This is a genomic window from Dyella sp. AtDHG13 (assembly GCF_003201105.1).
GTDB classification, from domain to species: domain Bacteria; phylum Pseudomonadota; class Gammaproteobacteria; order Xanthomonadales; family Rhodanobacteraceae; genus Dyella; species Dyella jiangningensis_B.
The window spans coordinates 110633-126407 of record NZ_QICJ01000006.1 but is presented as its reverse complement, the minus strand read 5'-3'; the positions used below and the strand labels follow the sequence as shown (position 1 = coordinate 126407).

Sequence of the window (15775 nt, the reverse complement as noted above, 5' to 3'; positions counted from 1 at the left end):
AGTCGCGCACGGGTCGCCGTCTTCTCGGCCATTCCAGCCCGACACCCTTCCTCAGCCAACGCCCAGGAGCCACAACATGGCATTCGAACTCCCCCCCTTGCCCTATGAAAAGAATGCGCTGGAACCGAACATCTCCGCCGAAACGCTGGAGTATCACTACGGCAAGCATCACCAGGCGTACGTGACCAACCTCAACAACCTCGTCAAGGGCACGGAGTTCGAAAACGCCTCGCTGGAAGACATCATCAAGAAGTCCTCCGGCGGCGTGTTCAACAATGCCGCCCAGGTCTGGAACCACACCTTCTACTGGCACTCGCTCAGCCCGAACGGCGGCAAGGAGCCGACCGGCAAGCTGGCCGACGCCATCACCAAGGCGTTCGGCTCGGTGGAGAAGTTCAAGGAAGAGTTCACCAAGTCGGCCGTGGGCAACTTCGGTTCGGGCTGGACCTGGCTGGTGCAGCGCCCCGATGGTTCGCTCGGCATCGTCAACACCTCCAACGCCGCCACGCCGATCACCGGCAGCGACAAGCCGCTGCTGACCTGCGACGTGTGGGAACACGCGTACTATATCGATTACCGCAACGCCCGTCCGAAGTACATCGAGGCGTTCTGGAACCTGGTGAACTGGGACTTCGCGGCCAAGAATCTGGCCTGATTCCTTCGATCATCAGCCATGAAAAACGGGGCCGCGAGGCCCCGTTTTTTTTGCCTTCTCGCGGAATGATGCTCTGGCCTTATTAGAGCCTGTTCAAAATCTCGTGCGAGTGCACTTTTCTCCTCATCGTCATCCCCGCGAAAGCGGGAGGCGCCTCATCAACAGACGAAGGCTGGTCATCCAGCGACTTTACTCGCTGCGAGATGGCTTAAAGGCAATGGATCCCCGCTTTCGCGGAGATGACGATGAGGGAACGGTCTGCGCTCAGAAGATTTTGAGGCCCTTAGCGGGCTTCCTTCAGCTTGCCCACCGCGGGATCGGCCTGCTGGTCGCGCCCCAGCGCATGCGCAATGCCGGACAGGCGCTCGACCAATCGCGTGGCATCAGGTGCGCACACCGTGGCATGTCCTACCTTGCGTCCGGCGCGGGGCTGCTTGCCGTAGTCGTGCCAGTGCGCGTCCACGGCTTCCAGCACGGGAGCCGCATCGGGCAGTTCGCCGATCCAGTTGAACATCGCCGACAGCCCGCGCGCCGAGGTATCACCCAGCGGCAGCCCCAGCACGGCGCGCACGTGGTTTTCGAACTGGCTGGTCAGCGCGCCTTCGATGGTCCAGTGGCCGGAGTTGTGCACGCGCGGCGCCATCTCGTTGCCGAGCAGCTCGCCGTTCTTGACGAACAGCTCCAGCGCGAACACGCCGACGTATTCCAGCTTTTCCGCCAGCGTGCGGACCAGTTCGGTGGCCCGCGCCTGCAGCGCGTCGATATCGGAAGCGGGCGCAAGGCTCAGCGACAACACGCCATCGGTATGCCAGTTCTGCGTGAGCGGCCAGGTGCGGAAATCGCCCTCGCGGCTGCGCACGGCGATCACCGAGAGTTCGCGATCGAACGGCACGAAGGCTTCCAGGATCAGGCCATGCGCCTGCGCCTGCGCGCCCAGGGCCGCCCAGGCGGCATCCGCGTCGGCCAGCGTCTTGATGCGGAACTGACCCTTGCCGTCGTAACCAAGGCGACGGGTCTTGAGGATGGCCGGCGCACCGACGGTCGCCAGGGCGCGGTCCAGATCCTCACGCGTGTCGACCGCCTGGAACTCCGGCGTCATCAGGCCGCATTCGCGGAACAGTGTCTTCTCGGCCAGGCGATCCTGCGCCACGGCGAGCGCGCGCGGCGCGGGAAACACCGCCACGCGCTGGGCCAGCCAGTGCGCGGTTTCCGCCGGCACGTTCTCGAAATCGAAGGTGACCACGTCCACTTCGCGCGCAAAGTGCTCCAGCGCGTCGTAGTCGGTCCAGTCCGCCACCACCAGCGGAGCCACCTGCCCGGCGCAGGCGTCGGCGGCGCTGTCGACCACCAATGTCTTCACCCCCAGCGGGGCCGCCGCGAGCGCAAGCATGCGGGCCAGCTGGCCGCCGCCGAGAATGCCCAGCACGGGTTGACGGCGGGCGCTCATGCGCGCGGGTCCGGATGGTCCAGCACGGTCTGCGTCTGGCGGGTGCGGTAGGCGTCCAGCGCCGTGGCGATGACCGGGTCATGCAGGGCCAGCACCGAGGCGGCGAGAATGCCGGCATTCACGGCGCCGGCGCGGCCAATGGCCAGCGTGCCGACCGGGATGCCCGCCGGCATCTGGGCGATGGAAAGCAGGGAATCCATGCCATTGAGCGCCTTCGACTGCACGGGCACGCCGAACACGGGCAAGCGCGTCTTGGCGGCCAGCATGCCCGGCAGGTGGGCGGCACCGCCGGCGCCGGCAATGATGACCTGGATGCCGCGGCCAACGGCCTCTTCCGCGTATTGGAACAGCAGGTCGGGGGTACGGTGCGCCGAGACCACGCGCACCTCGTGCGCCACGCCCAGTTCGGCCAGCACGCTGGAGGCGTGCTCCATGGTTTCCCAGTCCGAACGGGAGCCCATCACAACACCCACGCGCGGCGGGAGGGAAGTCGAGGTCATGACCCAAGCCATCCAAAAGGGTTATTGTACGGACTTTCCGCGTTTCGGCACGATCCCGCTCCCCATGGACAAACGCCTGCTCGACATCCTCTGCTGCCCGGTCAGCAAGGTCCCCGTCCGCCCGCTCCAGCGCCAGGAGCTCGACGCCCTGAACAAGGCCATCGCCGCCGGCCAGGTGCAGACCGTGGCCGCCGTGGCCGTCACCGCTCCCCTCACCGAGGGCCTGGTGACCACCGACCGCAAGGTCATCTACCGGGTCGAGGACGGCATTCCGGTGATGCTCCCCGAAGAGGGCATCGGAACCTTGCAGCTCACTGACTTCCCGGCCGCCGCCTGAGCCCTTTTCCGGGGCCGCGCAACGCAAACACCCGCGTCTTGTGAACGTGTCGACATATATCGATACGGCGAATGACAGCGGCCCTTGCCATCCCTTATTGTAGGCTGGCGTATTGTCGTACGCGGCAGGATGCCCGGCGGCATCACTTTCAGGGGGTGAAGGCGATGAAAGACGCCAGTGAATCATCCAATATCGTCAGCCTGACCCAGCGCCTGGATCCCTCCAGCGAGCGCGGAGGCGCCCTCTTGAACACCATCAGGGATATCGCCGGACGCCGCCTGCAGCTGCTGGTCAACGGCATGTTCGAGCACGTCGACGACGCCCTCTTCGACCTGGCCGAAAAGGCCGAGAACAACGCCGCGCAGATGCATTACTTCGACGGCATGCGCGAAGTGCGCAAGCGCCGGCCGATGGTGGAGCGCAGCTTCCTGGCGCAGATCTCGCGCGAGCTGTCCGACTTCGCCTCCAGCTACCGCACCAGCAACGGCAACGGCGGCCCGGTGTCGCCGCCGCTGGGCTCGGTGGAACTGTCCCTGGTCGCCGACAACGAGCTGGAAGAATCGCTGGCCATCACCAGCATGATCGGCAAGAACGAAACGCGCCTGACGCGCGAACTGTTCGCCGTGAACCAGCGTCTGTCGGTGATCTATGGCGGCCTGAAGATCGACGACGCCACCAACCCGGTGGGTCCGGCCGCGCTGTCGCAGGCCTTCCGCCAGGCGATGCGCGAGCTCAACGCGGAGATGCGCGTCAAGCTCATCATCTACAAGCTGTTCGACCGCTACGTGCTGGCCTCGCTGGACGAGCTCTACCAGGAGATCAACGCCGAACTGGTGCGCGCCGGCGTGCTGCCGCAGCTGCGCCACGAGATTCCGCGCTCCGGTGGCGCGCCCCGCATGGCAGGCGCCACCGCGGCAGCCGGCGATGCGGGCGGCGCCGAAGCGTCCGAGGCGACCTTCCTGGCGGAAGACGACGCCGGCGCCTCCAGCGAACTGATCCAGACCCTGCGCACGCTGTTCAGTGCGCGCCGCGCGTCGCCGCTGGTCGGCCAGCGCATGCCGGCGGGCGCGGTGCAGTTGCCCAGCGCCAATGAATTGATCGGTGCGCTCAGCGTGCTGCAAAGCCAGGCCGCCATCAGCCAACAGATGCCGGTGAACAACGGCAATGCGGCCGAGCTGGCCAGCGAAGTGCAGCACCTGAAGGAGCACCTGCTCGCCCAGATCGGCTCCCTGCGCGGCGAAAAGCCGAGCCAGGTGTCGACCATCGACGAGGACACCATCGACCTGGTCGGCATGCTGTTCGAGTTCATCCTCGAAGACCGCAACCTGCCGACCGACATGCAGGTGTTGCTGGCGCGCCTGCAGATTCCGTACCTCAAGGCCGCGATCCTCGACCGCAAGCTGTTCGCGCACCGCCAGCATCCGGCGCGCCGCCTGCTCGATGCGCTGGCCGACGCCGCCAAGGGCTGGTCGGCGGAATCCGATCGCGACCATCGCCTGCACGACAAGATCAAGTCCATCGTCGACCGCCTGCTGCAGGACTTCGACGATGACATGACCATCTTCGAGCGCCTGTGCGCCGAGCTGCAGGAATTCCAGGACATCAGCCGCCGCCGCGCCGAGCTGGCCGAGCAGCGCGTGGCCGAATCCACGCGCGGGCGCGAGAAGCTGGAACAGGCGCGCCGCCGCGCCGCGCGGGAAATCCTGAGCCGTATAGACGGCCATAACCTGCCGCCGCTGATCCACGGCATCCTGTCGCGTGCCTGGGCGAACTACCTGGTGCTGACCATCCTGCGCCAGGGCGAGGAATCGAGCGAGTTCCGCGACGCCCTGCGCTTCGCCAACGACTTCATCGACAGCACCAAGCCTGCGCGCACGCTCGATGAGCGCCGCGCGCTGCGCCAGATGCTGCCCGGCATCGAGCGCGCGCTGCGCCGCGGCCTGGCCAACGTGGCCTTCCAGGAAAGCGACATCGACCGCCTGCTGGCCCAACTGCACACGTACTACCGCCACCAGCTCGGCGAAGCCGTGCCGGAGGCCGACGTGCAGGCGGTGGAGGAATCTACCAGCCTGCCCATTCCCGAGAGCATCCAGCCCATCGCCGAGTCCGAGGCGGAGCTGGCGCGCAGCGAGCCGGAGCCGGAAGCACCGGTCGATACGCCGGAGATGCAGCTGGTGGCCGAGCTCAAGCCCGGCACCTGGCTGGAGTTCGTGACCGGCCCGGAAACCATTGAGCGCGCCAAGCTGTCGTGGATCAGCCCGATGAGCGGCCGCTATCTGTTCGTGAACCGTCGCGGCCTGAAGGTGGCCGACTACGCGCCGCACGAACTGGCCCAGGCACTCGCCAGCGCCACGGCGCGCGTGCTTGAATCCACCGCACTGTTCGACCGTGCGCTGGACGCCATCGTCGGTCGCCTCAGTCAACCGGCCCCCTCTCAAGCCCCGACCGAATGAGCTCACCACAACTTGCTGCAGCGACGTCCGACCTGATCGAGGCGGATGTCACGCGCGTCTTTGCCGAGGACATCGGCACCGGCGACGCCACCGCCGACCTGTTGCCGGCCGACGCCTCCGCCAGCGCCACGCTGACCTGCCGCGAGAACGCCGTCATGGCGGGCATCGACTGGTTCAACGCCTGCTTCCGCCGGCTCGACCCGCAGGTGCAGATCGACTGGAACGTGCGCGACGGCGATCGCGTCACCGCCGGCTCGGTGATCTGCCGCCTGCACGGCAAGGCGCGCGCGCTGGTGAGCGCAGAGCGCTCGGCGCTGAACTTCCTGCAACTGCTTTCCGGCACGGCCACCGCCACGGCTGCATACGTGGCCGCGGTGGCGGGCACGGGCGCACGCGTGCTCGATACGCGCAAGACCGTGCCCGGCCTTCGCCTCGCCCAGAAGTACGCCGTGCGCTGCGGTGGTGGCCGCAACCACCGCGTCGGCCTCTACGACGCCATCCTGGTGAAGGAAAACCACATCATCGCCGCCGGCGGCATCAAGGCGGCGGCCGAGGCCGCCCGCAAACTGCATCCCACGCTGCTGCTCGAGATCGAGGTGGAGAACCTCGACGAACTGCAACAGGCGCTGGATGCCGGCGCCGACCGCATCATGCTCGACAACTTCACCCTGCCCCTGATGCGCGAGGCAGTCGCCATCGCCAAGGGCAAGGCGGAGCTGGAGATTTCCGGCAACGTGGACCTTTCCACCATCGGCGAGTACGCCAGCACGGGCGTGGATTACATCTCGGTGGGCGCGCTGACCAAGCACGTGCGCGCCGTGGATCTGTCGCTGCGCCTGCAGCTGGACTGATCGCGGAGGCTCCCCACGGGAGCCTCCGGTTCGCAGGGGTTTGCGTTCACATCGCGCCCCTTGCAAGCGGATCGCAACGCCTACACTCTCGCGGCATGAGTGAGCTTTCCGACCTGCTTGTCCTGCTTGTACTGCTGGCCATCGCCGGCCTGTGGCTCAAACTTGCCCGTGGCCGCGAGCAGGCCACGCAGGAGGCGCGCCTGCAGTGCCGCCAGCATGGCCTGCAACTGCTCGATGAAAGCGTAGGGCTGCGTGGCGTGCGGCTGCTCCGCCAGCACGGCGGGTTGCTGCTGGAGCGCTGCTATACCTTCGAAGTGAGCATCGACGGCAACGACCGCGAGCCAGGCAAGCTGTGGCTGATCGGCCACACGCTCAGCGGACTGAGCCTGCCGACCATCCATAGCCATCTGCCGGGCCTGTTGAACGAGCACGAGCCGCCCCAGGCGACAGGCAACAACGTGATCCCGCTGCGCCCGCGCCTGCACAAGGACAACCAGCTGCACTGAGGCGCGGGGCCGCCATGGCGCCCGCACGCGGGCGTTACTTCACGACCCGCAGGAACGGCGCGCTGCGCTTGGGCTTCTCGCCGGTCTGGTCGCCATCGGTGGGTGGCGGCGTGTCGTCCGGATCGGGTGACGACGGCGGCGGCTGGTCGCCACCCTCTTCCGCCGGAAACATCATGCCCTGGCCGTTTTCCTGTGCATACAGGGCGAGCACGGCCTGCACGGGAATGTGGATGTTGTGGCTCACGCCGGAGAAGCGCGCCTGGAAGCTGATCCAGTCGTTGCCCAGGTCCAGGTTGGCGACGGCGCGCATGGCCAGGTTCAGCACGACCTGCCCGTTCTTGATGACCTGCGGTGGCACCCTCACCCCTTCCCGCGTGGCATCCACCAGGACGTAGGGCGTGAGGTTGTTGTCGGTGATCCAGTCGTAGATCGCCCTGAGCAGATAGGGGCGATTGGAGGACATCGGCGGAAGCTTGTCGTCGGTCATTCAAAAACCTATGGAGGGCACGGCCTCGCAGGACGCAGTCCGGGGCACGCCAGTGGGACGGTGCGAGTGTAATGCCAACGACAAGTTGTCGCACAGGCGCCATAAGCGCCCTCGCTGGCCCCGAGGGACTCGCTACGGCCGGCCCTGACTCAGCCGTCCAGGATCAGGGACGCATGGCCTTTTCTTCGGGCGTCATGCTGCGAGCGTAGCCCTGGCTGGCGAACAGGCGCTCGCCGTAATCCAGGATGGGCTTGCCTTCGCGGCCCAGGTCCACCCCGAGCCAGGGCAGTCGCCATACCACCGGGGCCACCAGGCAATCGGTCAGGCTCATTTCCGGATTCAGGAAGAACCGCGACGCCTTGAACAGCGGCAGGGTGGACAGGAGGTGCTCGCGCAGCCGCTTGCGGGCCGCATCCGCCGGGCGGCCGCCGGCCTTGATGACATCCACCTCGGGCAGCCAGTCCAGCTCGATCCGCACCGTCGCCAGGCGCAGGCGCGCCCTGGACAGCGGGTCGATCGGCATCAGCGGTGGGTGGGGGTAGCGTTCGTCGAGGTATTCGCAGACGACCGCGGTGTTGTAGAGGGTCAGGTCACGGTCGACCAGGGTCGGCGTGCTGCCATAGGGGTTGAGGTCGAGCAGGTCTTCCGGCGGCTTGGCGGGATCGACGATCACCCGGTCATAGCTCACGCCCTTGGCGGCCAGCACGAGGCGTGTCCGGTGGCACTGGATGCCATCTGCGGTGGTGTACAGGGTGAGTGCGGTACGCGAACGAGCGCTTTGAACCATGCGCGATCTCCCCATCGACATGATGCGATACGGCGGCCTCGGAACCCATCTAGGTCGCAGGCCGCCGTACCGTAGGCTCCGGAAGGTGACGTCTTAGTGGACGTCCTTCCAGTACTCCTTCTTTAGCAGATATGCCAGGAAAGTGAAGCCCGCCAGGAAGAGCAGCACCCAGATGCCGTAGCGCTGGCGCTGCAGGGCCGCCGGCTCGGAGGCGTATTCCAGGAAGTTGGTGAGGTCGCGGGTGGCCTGCTGGTACTGCGCCGGCGTGAGCTTGCCCGGCTGGGACAGCTCAAGCTTCTCCACGTCGTCGCTGCCTTCCTTCTTCACCGCGGTCTGGATGCCCTGCAACTCCCACAACGGGAACGGCATGGAGGCGTTCGGGAACACGGTGTTGTTCCAGCCCACCGGACGGGTCGGGTCGACGTAGAACGAGTTGAGGTAGGCGAAGACCCAGTCCGGGCCCTGCTCCTTGGCGCGGACTTCCAGCGACAGATCCGGCGGCGCCTTGCCGAAGAACTGCTGGGCGGAATCCTCCGGCATGTGGGAGATCACCGGATCGCCGAACTTGGCGCCCGTGAAGTTGAGGTTCTTCATGACCTCGTCTTCGGACAGGCCCAGATCCTCGGCCATGCGCGAATAACGCACGTACTTCAGCGAGTGGCAGCCCACGCAGTAGTTGAAGAACAGCTTGGCGCCGCGCTGCAGGGAGGCGGTGTCGCGGATGTTCGTGCCCGCGGAGGGCATGCCGCCCTCTTCGGCCGCCGCCACGGAGGTGACGCCGGCGATCAGGCCAACGGTGAGCGCGAACGAGACAAAGATCTTCTTCATCGGGAACAGTCGCTTAGTCATGGTCGAACACCACCCGCTCCGGGACCGGCTTGGTCTTTTCCCTGCCGCCGCGCGTGTAGAACCACAGGAACACGAAGTACCCGAAGTAGATGAAGGTCATCACGCGACCGAAGGTGTTCTCGGCTGCGGTTGCATCCGCCGGGAACCAGTCGAGCGCCAGCTCGCCGATCACGCCCGCGCCGACCATGGCCAGGCCGATGAACGACACGGCGAAGGCCATCAGCGCCACCTTGAAGCCGGTGCCGCGATAGCGGATGGAGCGCACCTTGCCCGCATCGATCCACGGCAGCAGGAACAGCAGCGCGATGGCGCCGAACATGCCCAGCACGCCCCAGAAAGCGGTGCCGAAGAACGACGGGATCATGCGCAGGATGGCGTAGAACGGGGTGAAGTACCACGACGGCTTGATGTGCGTCGGCGTCACCAGGTTGTTGGCCGGGATGAAGTTGTCATGCTCCAGGAACCAGCCACCGAAGGTCGGCGCGAAGAAGATGATGAACGCCGCGATGATCAGGAAGAAGCCGACGCCGGCCAGATCCTTCACCGTGTAGTACGGGTGGAACGGAATGCCGTCTGCCGGCGCCTTCGGATCCCAGCGGTTGCCCTTGGGGCCGTGCTTGGTATCGACGCCATCGGGGTTGTTCGAACCCACTTCATGCAGCGCGGCCAGGTGCAGAACCACCAGCAGCAGCAGCACGATGGGCAGTGCGATCACGTGCAGCGCGAAGAAGCGGTTGAGCGTGGCGTCGGCCGGCAGGTAGTCGCCCATGATCCATTCGACCAGCGAACCGCCGATCACCGGGATGGTGCCGAACAGCGAGATGATCACCTTGGCGCCCCAGAACGACATGTTGCCCCACGGCAGCACGTAGCCCATGAAGGCCTCGGCCATCAGCACGAGGAAGATCAGCATGCCCAGCAGCCACACCAGCTCGCGCGGCTTCTGGTACGAGCCGTACATGAGCCCGCGGAACATGTGCAGGAACACCACCACGAAGAACAGCGACGCACCGGTGGAGTGCATGTAGCGGATCAGCCAGCCCCACTCCACGTCGCGCATGATGTACTCGACCGAGTTGAAGGCTTCCGCCGCACTCGTCTTGTAGTTCATGGTGAGGAAGATGCCGGTGACGATCTGGTTGATCAGCACCACCAGCGCGAGCGAACCGAAGTAGTACCAGAGATTGAAGTTCTTCGGCGCGTAGTACTCGGTCATGTGCTTGCGGTACATGGGCATGAGGCCCGGCGCCCGCTCGTTGACCCAATCGCCGACACGCGTAAATACGTTGGCCATCAGCCTGCCTCCTTCGGATCCACGCCAACCTGGATGTGCGTGTCGTCGACGAAATGGTACGGAGGCACCAGCAGGTTCTTCGGCGCCGGCACGCCCTGGTAGACACGGCCGGCCATGTCGTAGCGCGACTTGTGGCAGGGGCAGTAGAAGCCGCCCTTCCAGTCCGGGTCGAACGGTTCGGGCTTCATCACCGGCACGAAGTCCGGCACGCAGCCCAGGTGGGTGCACAGGCCCACCAGCACCAGCCACTCGGGCTTGATGGAGCGTGTTTCGTTCTGCGCGTACTTGGGCTGCTGATCGGCCGAGCCCGCATCGGACTTGGCGTCGACCAGACGCGAATCCTGGCTGGGCAGCGCGTCGAGCTGCGCCTTGGAACGATTGACCACGAAGACCGGCAGACCGCGCCACGGGTAGGTCACCCGCTGGCCTTCTTCGATCTTGCTGATGTCGACGGTGACCGGGGCACCTGCGGACTTGGCCCGCGCACTGGGTTCCCACGACTTGATGAAGGGCACGACTGCCGTGACGACTCCCACACCTCCGACCACGGCCGTGGTCGCTGTGAGGAAGCGGCGGCGGCCGTGATCGACGACTTCGTTCGCCATCAGGCTCTCCGGTACTTATGCCATTGAGATGCGGAACTTAATGAGTTCCGCTGGTGCTTGCCAAGCGCGTCGATCAAGTCCGGCAGCAAGAGACTACATTGCTGTGGCCAGAAATTCCCCTAAGTCTCCCCCTTAGAGAACAGCAGGCACGCGCGGTACCGGCACGATGAGCATGCAGCGAGAGCCACAGGCTTTCCGTTGTCAGGCGCCAAGCGCACCGGGGCAACCCCGGGACAACCCGCTTCGCAAGCGCCAGCAGAATCTGGCTCCCGCAAATCGCGTTAGTCTAGCGTCATGGCATGGCTCGTACAATAAAAGCGCCGCGCCTGCGACACCTGTACACACCCCTCTCTAACACCTTGCCGCGAAACGCTTTAACGACATGAAACATGCCGCCGGCACGCTCGCATTCATCGCCCGCTTCGTCGTGCTCGGGCTGGCGGCGGCCTTCGTCATCAGCCTGGCCTGGCCAAACGTGGGCAACCGGCTGCGGGAACATTTCGGGGTGATGCACGCCACCACCGAGCCCGTGAGCACGCCCGCGCCGACGCGTTCGAGCGGCCCGGTGTCCTACGCCGATGCCGTCGCCAAGGCCGCGCCGTCGGTGGTGAACATCTACGCCAACAAGATGGTCACCGAGCAGGCTGTGCAGATGTACACCGACCCGGTGCTGCAACGCCTGTTCGGCGGGCGCCCCGCCGGCCCGGCCTACAAGCGGCGCGAGCAGAGCCTGGGCTCGGGCGTGATCGTGCAGCAGGGCTATGTGCTGACCAACAACCACGTCATCGCCAACGCGGACGACATCCAGGTGCTGCTGTACGACGGCCGCGTGGCCAAGGCCACCGTGGTCGGCGCCGACCAGGAGACCGACCTCGCCGTGCTGCGCATCGACGCCGGCAACCTGCCGGTGATCCACATCGCCGATCAGCGCCCTGCGCGCACCGGCGACGTCGTGCTGGCCATCGGCAATCCGCTGGGCCTGAACCAGACGGTGACCATGGGCATCATCAGCGCTATCGGCCGCCAGTTGAACACGTCCAGCCCTGAGGACTTCATCCAGACGGATGCGGCGATCAACCTCGGCAATTCGGGCGGCGCGCTGGTCAACACCGACGGCGAACTGGTGGGCATCAACACCTTGCTGATCGGCAAGGCCGCCAACGCCGAAGGCATCAGCTTCGCTATTCCCGTGGCCAGCGCCAAGCGCGTGCTCGATCAGATCATCGATTCGGGCCACGTCGTGCGCGGCTGGATGGGCGCCGACTACACCTTCGTTCCCGTCGCGGCCGACAGCGGCCTGCCAGCGGCGGCGCGCGGCGCGCAAGTCACCGATGTCTACCCCGGCGGACCCGCGGCCCAGGCGGGTATCCAGCCGCACGACATCCTGCTACGCATCGGCTCGGAGTACATCGTCGATCCGGCGGACCTGCGCCGGCACGAGGCCGCCATCAAGCCCGGCAGCAAGGTGGAAGTGTCCGGCCTGCGCAACGGCGCGCCGTTCCATACCGAGGTGATCCTGGCCCAGCGTCCGCCGATGACGCCGACGGCCTCACTGGATGGCTGATATGCCGGCCGCCGCCACCGGCGTACGGCCACCGGAGGGACGGATGGCCACCCCGTAGCGCTTGCGCAGCGTGCCGACACGCTCGACGTACACCTGCGTTTCGGCAAAGGGCGGCACGCCGTTGTACTTCTGCACGTTGCCGGGGCCCGCGTTGTAGGCCGCCGTAGCCAGGCGCTCGTTGCCGTTGAAGGTGCGCAGCAGCAGCGCGAGATAGCGCGCGCCGCCACGAATGTTCTGCGCCGTGTCGAAGGCGTCGCTCACGCCCATGTTGGTGGCGGTGGCCGGCATCAGCTGCATCAGGCCCTGCGCGCCCTTGATCGACAGCGCGCGCGGATTGAACGCGCTTTCGGCATGGATGATCGCGCGCAGGAAAGCCTCGTCCACGCCCGATTCCCTGCTCGCCAGCTGGATCACGTCGCCGTATTCCTCCAGGTGCAGGGCGACCGAATCCCAGCGGACATTCGAATGCAGATCGCAGGCTGTGCAGGTCTTGATCACCTCGTAGTAGCCGAACAGCGCGGTCACGGCAGGGCCTTGCTCGCCCGCCGGCTTCACGTTGGTGTATTCGACCGTGCCGTCCTTGCCTTTCACCTTGTAGACCGTGCCGCTCAAGACTCGCGTACCGGCGCTGGCGACCGGCCGTTCGGGTGCCGGCGCGCCCTGCTCGGGCTTGAACTCGCGATAGCCCCCTTGCTCCGGCTTGGCCGCAGGCAATGGGGACGGCTGCGCGGGAGGCACCACGCGCGCGGTGGTATCCACGGAATCCTTCACCCAGGCCACCGACGGGGGCTGGGGAGGCTCAGGCGCGGTCGCCTTGCTTGCCGAGGTACTGACCGAAGCCTTGACCGCGCCCAGCGACGGAGCGGCCGGTGCAGCCGCCTTCTTGCGCGCCGGCTCCGGCGCTCCCGCGATGCGGCTGCATCCCTGGTAACCCGCGGTATTGCTGCTGAAAACCACTTCGCCGGATGAACCCGTGCAGCGGTAAAGCGCGCCCGCATGCCCCGCGCCGGGAAGCACCAGCCAACCCGCCAGGATGGCGCAGGCGGCCACCAGTCGCATCGGCGCAGACAGCCGCGGTGGGGGCAGCCCGGTCACGGACTTCCCTCGGGCCGCCCAGCCTTGGCGACGGCCTCATCCCGGTCAAGCACCGACATCCATCCCCCTTCCTCCACGCCCGGCACGGGTCACAACGGCCGGTCCGCCGGGAAGTGTGCTCCGGCGCCCGTCGCGCGCCAAGCAGGACGAGGCCGATTCGTGCGTCAGCGCCCGTTCTCGGGGCCTGTTCAAAACCTCTCCGGGACACGCATCCCTTCGCCGTCATCCCCGCGAAGGCGGAGGTCCAGCGTCTTTCGCACTTGTCGACGCGCATCAAAAGGCCCTGGATCCCCGCCTTCGCGGGGATGACGGTGAGGTTGGGCGAAGCGATGACGGAGCCGACACCCCGGAAACCTTGAGCAAACGGCAGCGTCGAAGCCGCCTCACGGACACGCAAGTGATTGATCCGGCACGCCCGTTGCAGTGGCGACGGGGCCGCCGAGCGCGTAAACTGTGCGGTTCGGCAAGCACCCAGCCGCCCATGAACCACGGTACCAGCCCATGACCGGCAAGCTTTTCATCAAAACCCACGGCTGCCAGATGAACGAGTACGACTCCGCCAAGATGGCGGACGTGCTCAAGGCCTCGCACGGTCTGGAACTGACCCAGGACGAGTCCGAGGCGGACGTGATCCTGATCAACACCTGCTCCATCCGCGAAAAGGCCCAAGAGAAGGTGTTCAGCCAGCTCGGCCGCTGGAAGGAGCACAAGCAGGGCGGCAAGCCGGTGCTGATCGGCGTGGGCGGCTGCGTGGCCTCGCAGGAAGGCCAGGACATCATCAAGCGCGCGCCGTATGTGGACCTGGTGTTCGGCCCGCAGACGCTGCACCGCCTGCCCGAGCTGATCGAGGCGCAGCGCGCTTCCGGCAAGCCGCAGGTGGACATCAGCTTCCCGGAGATCGAGAAGTTCGACCGCCTGCCCGAGCCGCGCGCGGAGGGCCCGACCGCCTTCGTGTCGATCATGGAAGGCTGCTCCAAATACTGCTCGTATTGCGTGGTGCCTTACACCCGTGGCGAGGAGATCAGCCGTCCATTCGACGACGTGATCGTGGAGATCGCCCAGCTCGCCGAACAAGGCGTGCGCGAAGTCACCCTGCTCGGCCAGAACGTCAACGCCTATCGCGGCCCCACGCACGATGGCGGCATCGCCGACCTTGCCGTGCTGATCCACGCCATCGCGCAGATCGAAGGCATCGGCCGCATCCGCTTCACCACCTCGCACCCGCTGGAGTTCTCCGATTCGCTGATCGAGGCGTATGCCAACGTGCCGCAGCTGTGCAACTTCCTGCACCTGCCGGTGCAGGCGGGTTCGGACCGCACCCTCACCGCGATGAAGCGCGGCTACACGGCGCTGGAATTCAAGCAGAAGATCCGCAAGCTGCGCGCGGTGCGCCCGGACATCTGCATTTCCTCCGACTTCATCGTGGGTTTCCCCGGCGAGACGGACGAGGATTTCGAAAAGACCATGAAGCTGATCGAGGACGTGGGCTTCGACCAGAGCTTCTCCTTCATCTTCTCCGCGCGCCCCGGCACGCCGGCCGCCAATCTCGCTGACGACACCTCCTCGGAAGTGAAGCACGCGCGCCTGTCGCGCCTGCAGGCCAAGCTCAACGACAACGCCCGCCAGATCAACGAGGCTATGGTCGGCACCGTGCAGCGCGTGCTGGTGGAAAAGGTGAGCAAGAAGAACGCGAACGAACTTACCGGCCGCACCGAGAACATGCGCTTCGTGAACTTCCCCGGCAGCACGCGCATGATCGGCCAGTTCGTCGACGTGGTGATCACCGAGGCGATGAGCAACTCGCTGCGCGGCCGCGTCAAGCTGGCGGACGAAGACGTCGCCCTGGCCTCGTGACGCCGGCGCTTTCGATCCGCGAAATCGGGCCGGACGAGTTCACCCTCGTCTGGCCGCTCTTCCGCAGCGTGGTCGCGGCCGGCGACACCTACAGCTATCCACCCGACCTGAGTTTCGAACAGGCACGCGACTGGTGGACCTCGCCGCCCACGCGCTGTTTCGTCGCCGAGCGCTCGAAACTCGTGCTGGGCTACTACATGCTTCGCCCGAACCAGCCAGGGTTGGGCGACCATGTCGCCAACGCGGGCTACATGGTGTCGCCCGCGGCGCGTGGGCAAGGCGTAGCGTCGGCCATGTGCGAGCATTCGATGGCGCAGGCCCGCGACGCGGGCTTCACCGCCATGCAGTTCAACTTTGTCGTCTCGATCAATACCACCGCGGTGCGCCTGTGGCAGCGCCACGGTTTCCGCATCGTCGGACAGGTGCCGGGCGCGTTCCGCCACGCCGCACATGGCCCGACGGACGTCTACGTGATGCACCGGCATCTTTGA

General features: G+C 66.2%; 16 protein-coding genes. 8 read left to right on the top strand and 8 right to left on the bottom strand.

The genetic code is table 11. The features are described from left to right. Window positions 1-76: 76 nt before the first annotated feature. Window positions 77-655, top strand: a complete 579-nt coding sequence (gene sodB / locus BDW41_RS11930; protein WP_019467356.1) for a superoxide dismutase [Fe] — start codon at window positions 77-79, stop codon at window positions 653-655. A gap of 283 nt (window positions 656-938) precedes the next feature. On the opposite strand, the gene BDW41_RS11925 is transcribed toward sodB, so the two are convergent. Both BDW41_RS11925 and purE read right to left on the bottom strand, forming a co-directional pair. Further along, complete coding sequence (locus BDW41_RS11925; RefSeq protein ID WP_074547821.1) at window positions 939-2102, bottom strand: 5-(carboxyamino)imidazole ribonucleotide synthase; 1164 nt, start codon at window positions 2100-2102, stop codon at window positions 939-941. After that, window positions 2099-2602, bottom strand: coding sequence for a 5-(carboxyamino)imidazole ribonucleotide mutase (gene purE, locus BDW41_RS11920; protein WP_074547822.1), 504 nt, complete (start codon window positions 2600-2602; stop codon window positions 2099-2101). The genes BDW41_RS11925 and purE overlap by 4 nt, the downstream gene beginning before the upstream one ends. 64 nt (window positions 2603-2666) lie before the next feature. On the opposite strand from purE, the gene BDW41_RS11915 reads away from it, so the two are divergent. The 4 genes from BDW41_RS11915 (at window position 2667) to BDW41_RS11900 (ending at window position 6749) form a co-directional block, all read left to right on the top strand. Continuing rightward, window positions 2667-2939, top strand: coding sequence for a Trm112 family protein (locus BDW41_RS11915; RefSeq protein WP_074548030.1), 273 nt, complete (start codon window positions 2667-2669; stop codon window positions 2937-2939). 164 nt (window positions 2940-3103) lie between these two features. After that, window positions 3104-5392 carry a DUF1631 domain-containing protein gene (locus tag BDW41_RS11910; protein WP_074547823.1) on the top strand — a complete coding sequence of 763 codons (2289 nt, stop codon included), beginning with the start codon at window positions 3104-3106 and terminating at the stop codon, window positions 5390-5392. After that, window positions 5389-6243, top strand: coding sequence for a carboxylating nicotinate-nucleotide diphosphorylase (gene nadC, locus BDW41_RS11905; protein ID WP_074547824.1), 855 nt, complete (start codon window positions 5389-5391; stop codon window positions 6241-6243). Before BDW41_RS11910 ends, nadC begins: the two co-directional genes overlap by 4 nt. 95 nt (window positions 6244-6338) lie before the next feature. After that, window positions 6339-6749, top strand: coding sequence for a DUF3301 domain-containing protein (locus tag BDW41_RS11900; protein WP_074547825.1), 411 nt, complete (start codon window positions 6339-6341; stop codon window positions 6747-6749). 34 nt (window positions 6750-6783) lie between these two features. Here BDW41_RS11900 and BDW41_RS11895 read toward each other — a convergent pair whose 3' ends face one another. The 5 genes from BDW41_RS11895 to petA form a co-directional block, all read right to left on the bottom strand. Beyond that, window positions 6784-7236 (bottom strand): ClpXP protease specificity-enhancing factor, encoded by a 453-nt coding sequence (locus BDW41_RS11895; protein ID WP_074547826.1) that lies wholly within the window; start codon window positions 7234-7236, stop codon window positions 6784-6786. A 163-nt stretch (window positions 7237-7399) separates the two neighbouring features. Continuing rightward, the gene (locus tag BDW41_RS11890) at window positions 7400-8023 is read right to left on the bottom strand and encodes a glutathione S-transferase N-terminal domain-containing protein (protein WP_074547827.1); all 624 of its coding nucleotides are present in this window, start codon (window positions 8021-8023) and stop codon (window positions 7400-7402) included. A 93-nt stretch (window positions 8024-8116) separates the two neighbouring features. Further along, a complete protein-coding gene (locus BDW41_RS11885; RefSeq protein ID WP_233496853.1) occupies window positions 8117-8872 on the bottom strand; it encodes a cytochrome c1 in 756 nt (251 codons plus the stop codon). After that, window positions 8865-10166 (bottom strand): cytochrome bc complex cytochrome b subunit, encoded by a 1302-nt coding sequence (locus tag BDW41_RS11880; RefSeq protein WP_074547829.1) that lies wholly within the window; start codon window positions 10164-10166, stop codon window positions 8865-8867. The genes BDW41_RS11885 and BDW41_RS11880 overlap by 8 nt, the downstream gene beginning before the upstream one ends. Continuing rightward, window positions 10166-10771: a ubiquinol-cytochrome c reductase iron-sulfur subunit gene (petA, locus tag BDW41_RS11875; RefSeq protein ID WP_074547830.1), complete on the bottom strand. Its 606-nt coding sequence runs from the start codon at window positions 10769-10771 to the stop codon at window positions 10166-10168. The genes BDW41_RS11880 and petA overlap by 1 nt, the downstream gene beginning before the upstream one ends. Before the next feature lie 382 nt (window positions 10772-11153). Here petA and BDW41_RS11870 point away from each other — a divergent pair, with 382 nt between their 5' ends. Beyond that, window positions 11154-12335: a trypsin-like peptidase domain-containing protein gene (locus BDW41_RS11870; protein ID WP_074547831.1), complete on the top strand. Its 1182-nt coding sequence runs from the start codon at window positions 11154-11156 to the stop codon at window positions 12333-12335. Here BDW41_RS11870 and BDW41_RS11865 read toward each other — a convergent pair. Continuing rightward, window positions 12321-13430, bottom strand: coding sequence for a lytic transglycosylase domain-containing protein (locus BDW41_RS11865; protein WP_233496852.1), 1110 nt, complete (start codon window positions 13428-13430; stop codon window positions 12321-12323). The two genes, BDW41_RS11870 and BDW41_RS11865, sit on opposite strands and share 15 nt — an antisense overlap. 501 nt (window positions 13431-13931) lie before the next feature. Here BDW41_RS11865 and miaB point away from each other — a divergent pair. Then, window positions 13932-15284 (top strand): tRNA (N6-isopentenyl adenosine(37)-C2)-methylthiotransferase MiaB, encoded by a 1353-nt coding sequence (miaB, locus tag BDW41_RS11860; protein ID WP_074547833.1) that lies wholly within the window; start codon window positions 13932-13934, stop codon window positions 15282-15284. After that, on the top strand, window positions 15281-15775 hold the full coding sequence (locus tag BDW41_RS11855; protein WP_074547834.1) for a GNAT family N-acetyltransferase: 495 nt from the start codon (window positions 15281-15283) through the stop codon (window positions 15773-15775). Before miaB ends, BDW41_RS11855 begins: the two co-directional genes overlap by 4 nt.

Excerpts from the sequence above, each read along its gene's own strand:
- purE (WP_074547822.1), bottom strand. The coding sequence starts at position 2,602 with ATGACCTCGACTTCCCTCCCGCCGCGCGTGGGTGTTGTGATGGGCTCC.
- BDW41_RS11900 (WP_074547825.1), top strand. The coding sequence starts at position 6,339 with ATGAGTGAGCTTTCCGACCTGCTTGTCCTGCTTGTACTGCTGGCCATC.
- BDW41_RS11870 (WP_074547831.1), top strand. The coding sequence starts at position 11,154 with ATGAAACATGCCGCCGGCACGCTCGCATTCATCGCCCGCTTCGTCGTG.
- BDW41_RS11885 (WP_233496853.1), bottom strand. The coding sequence starts at position 8,872 with ATGACTAAGCGACTGTTCCCGATGAAGAAGATCTTTGTCTCGTTCGCG.
- BDW41_RS11915 (WP_074548030.1), top strand. The coding sequence starts at position 2,667 with ATGGACAAACGCCTGCTCGACATCCTCTGCTGCCCGGTCAGCAAGGTC.
- BDW41_RS11925 (WP_074547821.1), bottom strand. The coding sequence starts at position 2,102 with ATGAGCGCCCGCCGTCAACCCGTGCTGGGCATTCTCGGCGGCGGCCAG.
- nadC (WP_074547824.1), top strand. The coding sequence starts at position 5,389 with ATGAGCTCACCACAACTTGCTGCAGCGACGTCCGACCTGATCGAGGCG.
- petA (WP_074547830.1), bottom strand. The coding sequence starts at position 10,771 with ATGGCGAACGAAGTCGTCGATCACGGCCGCCGCCGCTTCCTCACAGCG.
- BDW41_RS11880 (WP_074547829.1), bottom strand. The coding sequence starts at position 10,166 with ATGGCCAACGTATTTACGCGTGTCGGCGATTGGGTCAACGAGCGGGCG.
- BDW41_RS11890 (WP_074547827.1), bottom strand. The coding sequence starts at position 8,023 with ATGGTTCAAAGCGCTCGTTCGCGTACCGCACTCACCCTGTACACCACC.
- BDW41_RS11910 (WP_074547823.1), top strand. The coding sequence starts at position 3,104 with ATGAAAGACGCCAGTGAATCATCCAATATCGTCAGCCTGACCCAGCGC.
- BDW41_RS11895 (WP_074547826.1), bottom strand. The coding sequence starts at position 7,236 with ATGACCGACGACAAGCTTCCGCCGATGTCCTCCAATCGCCCCTATCTG.
- miaB (WP_074547833.1), top strand. The coding sequence starts at position 13,932 with ATGACCGGCAAGCTTTTCATCAAAACCCACGGCTGCCAGATGAACGAG.
- sodB (WP_019467356.1), top strand. The coding sequence starts at position 77 with ATGGCATTCGAACTCCCCCCCTTGCCCTATGAAAAGAATGCGCTGGAA.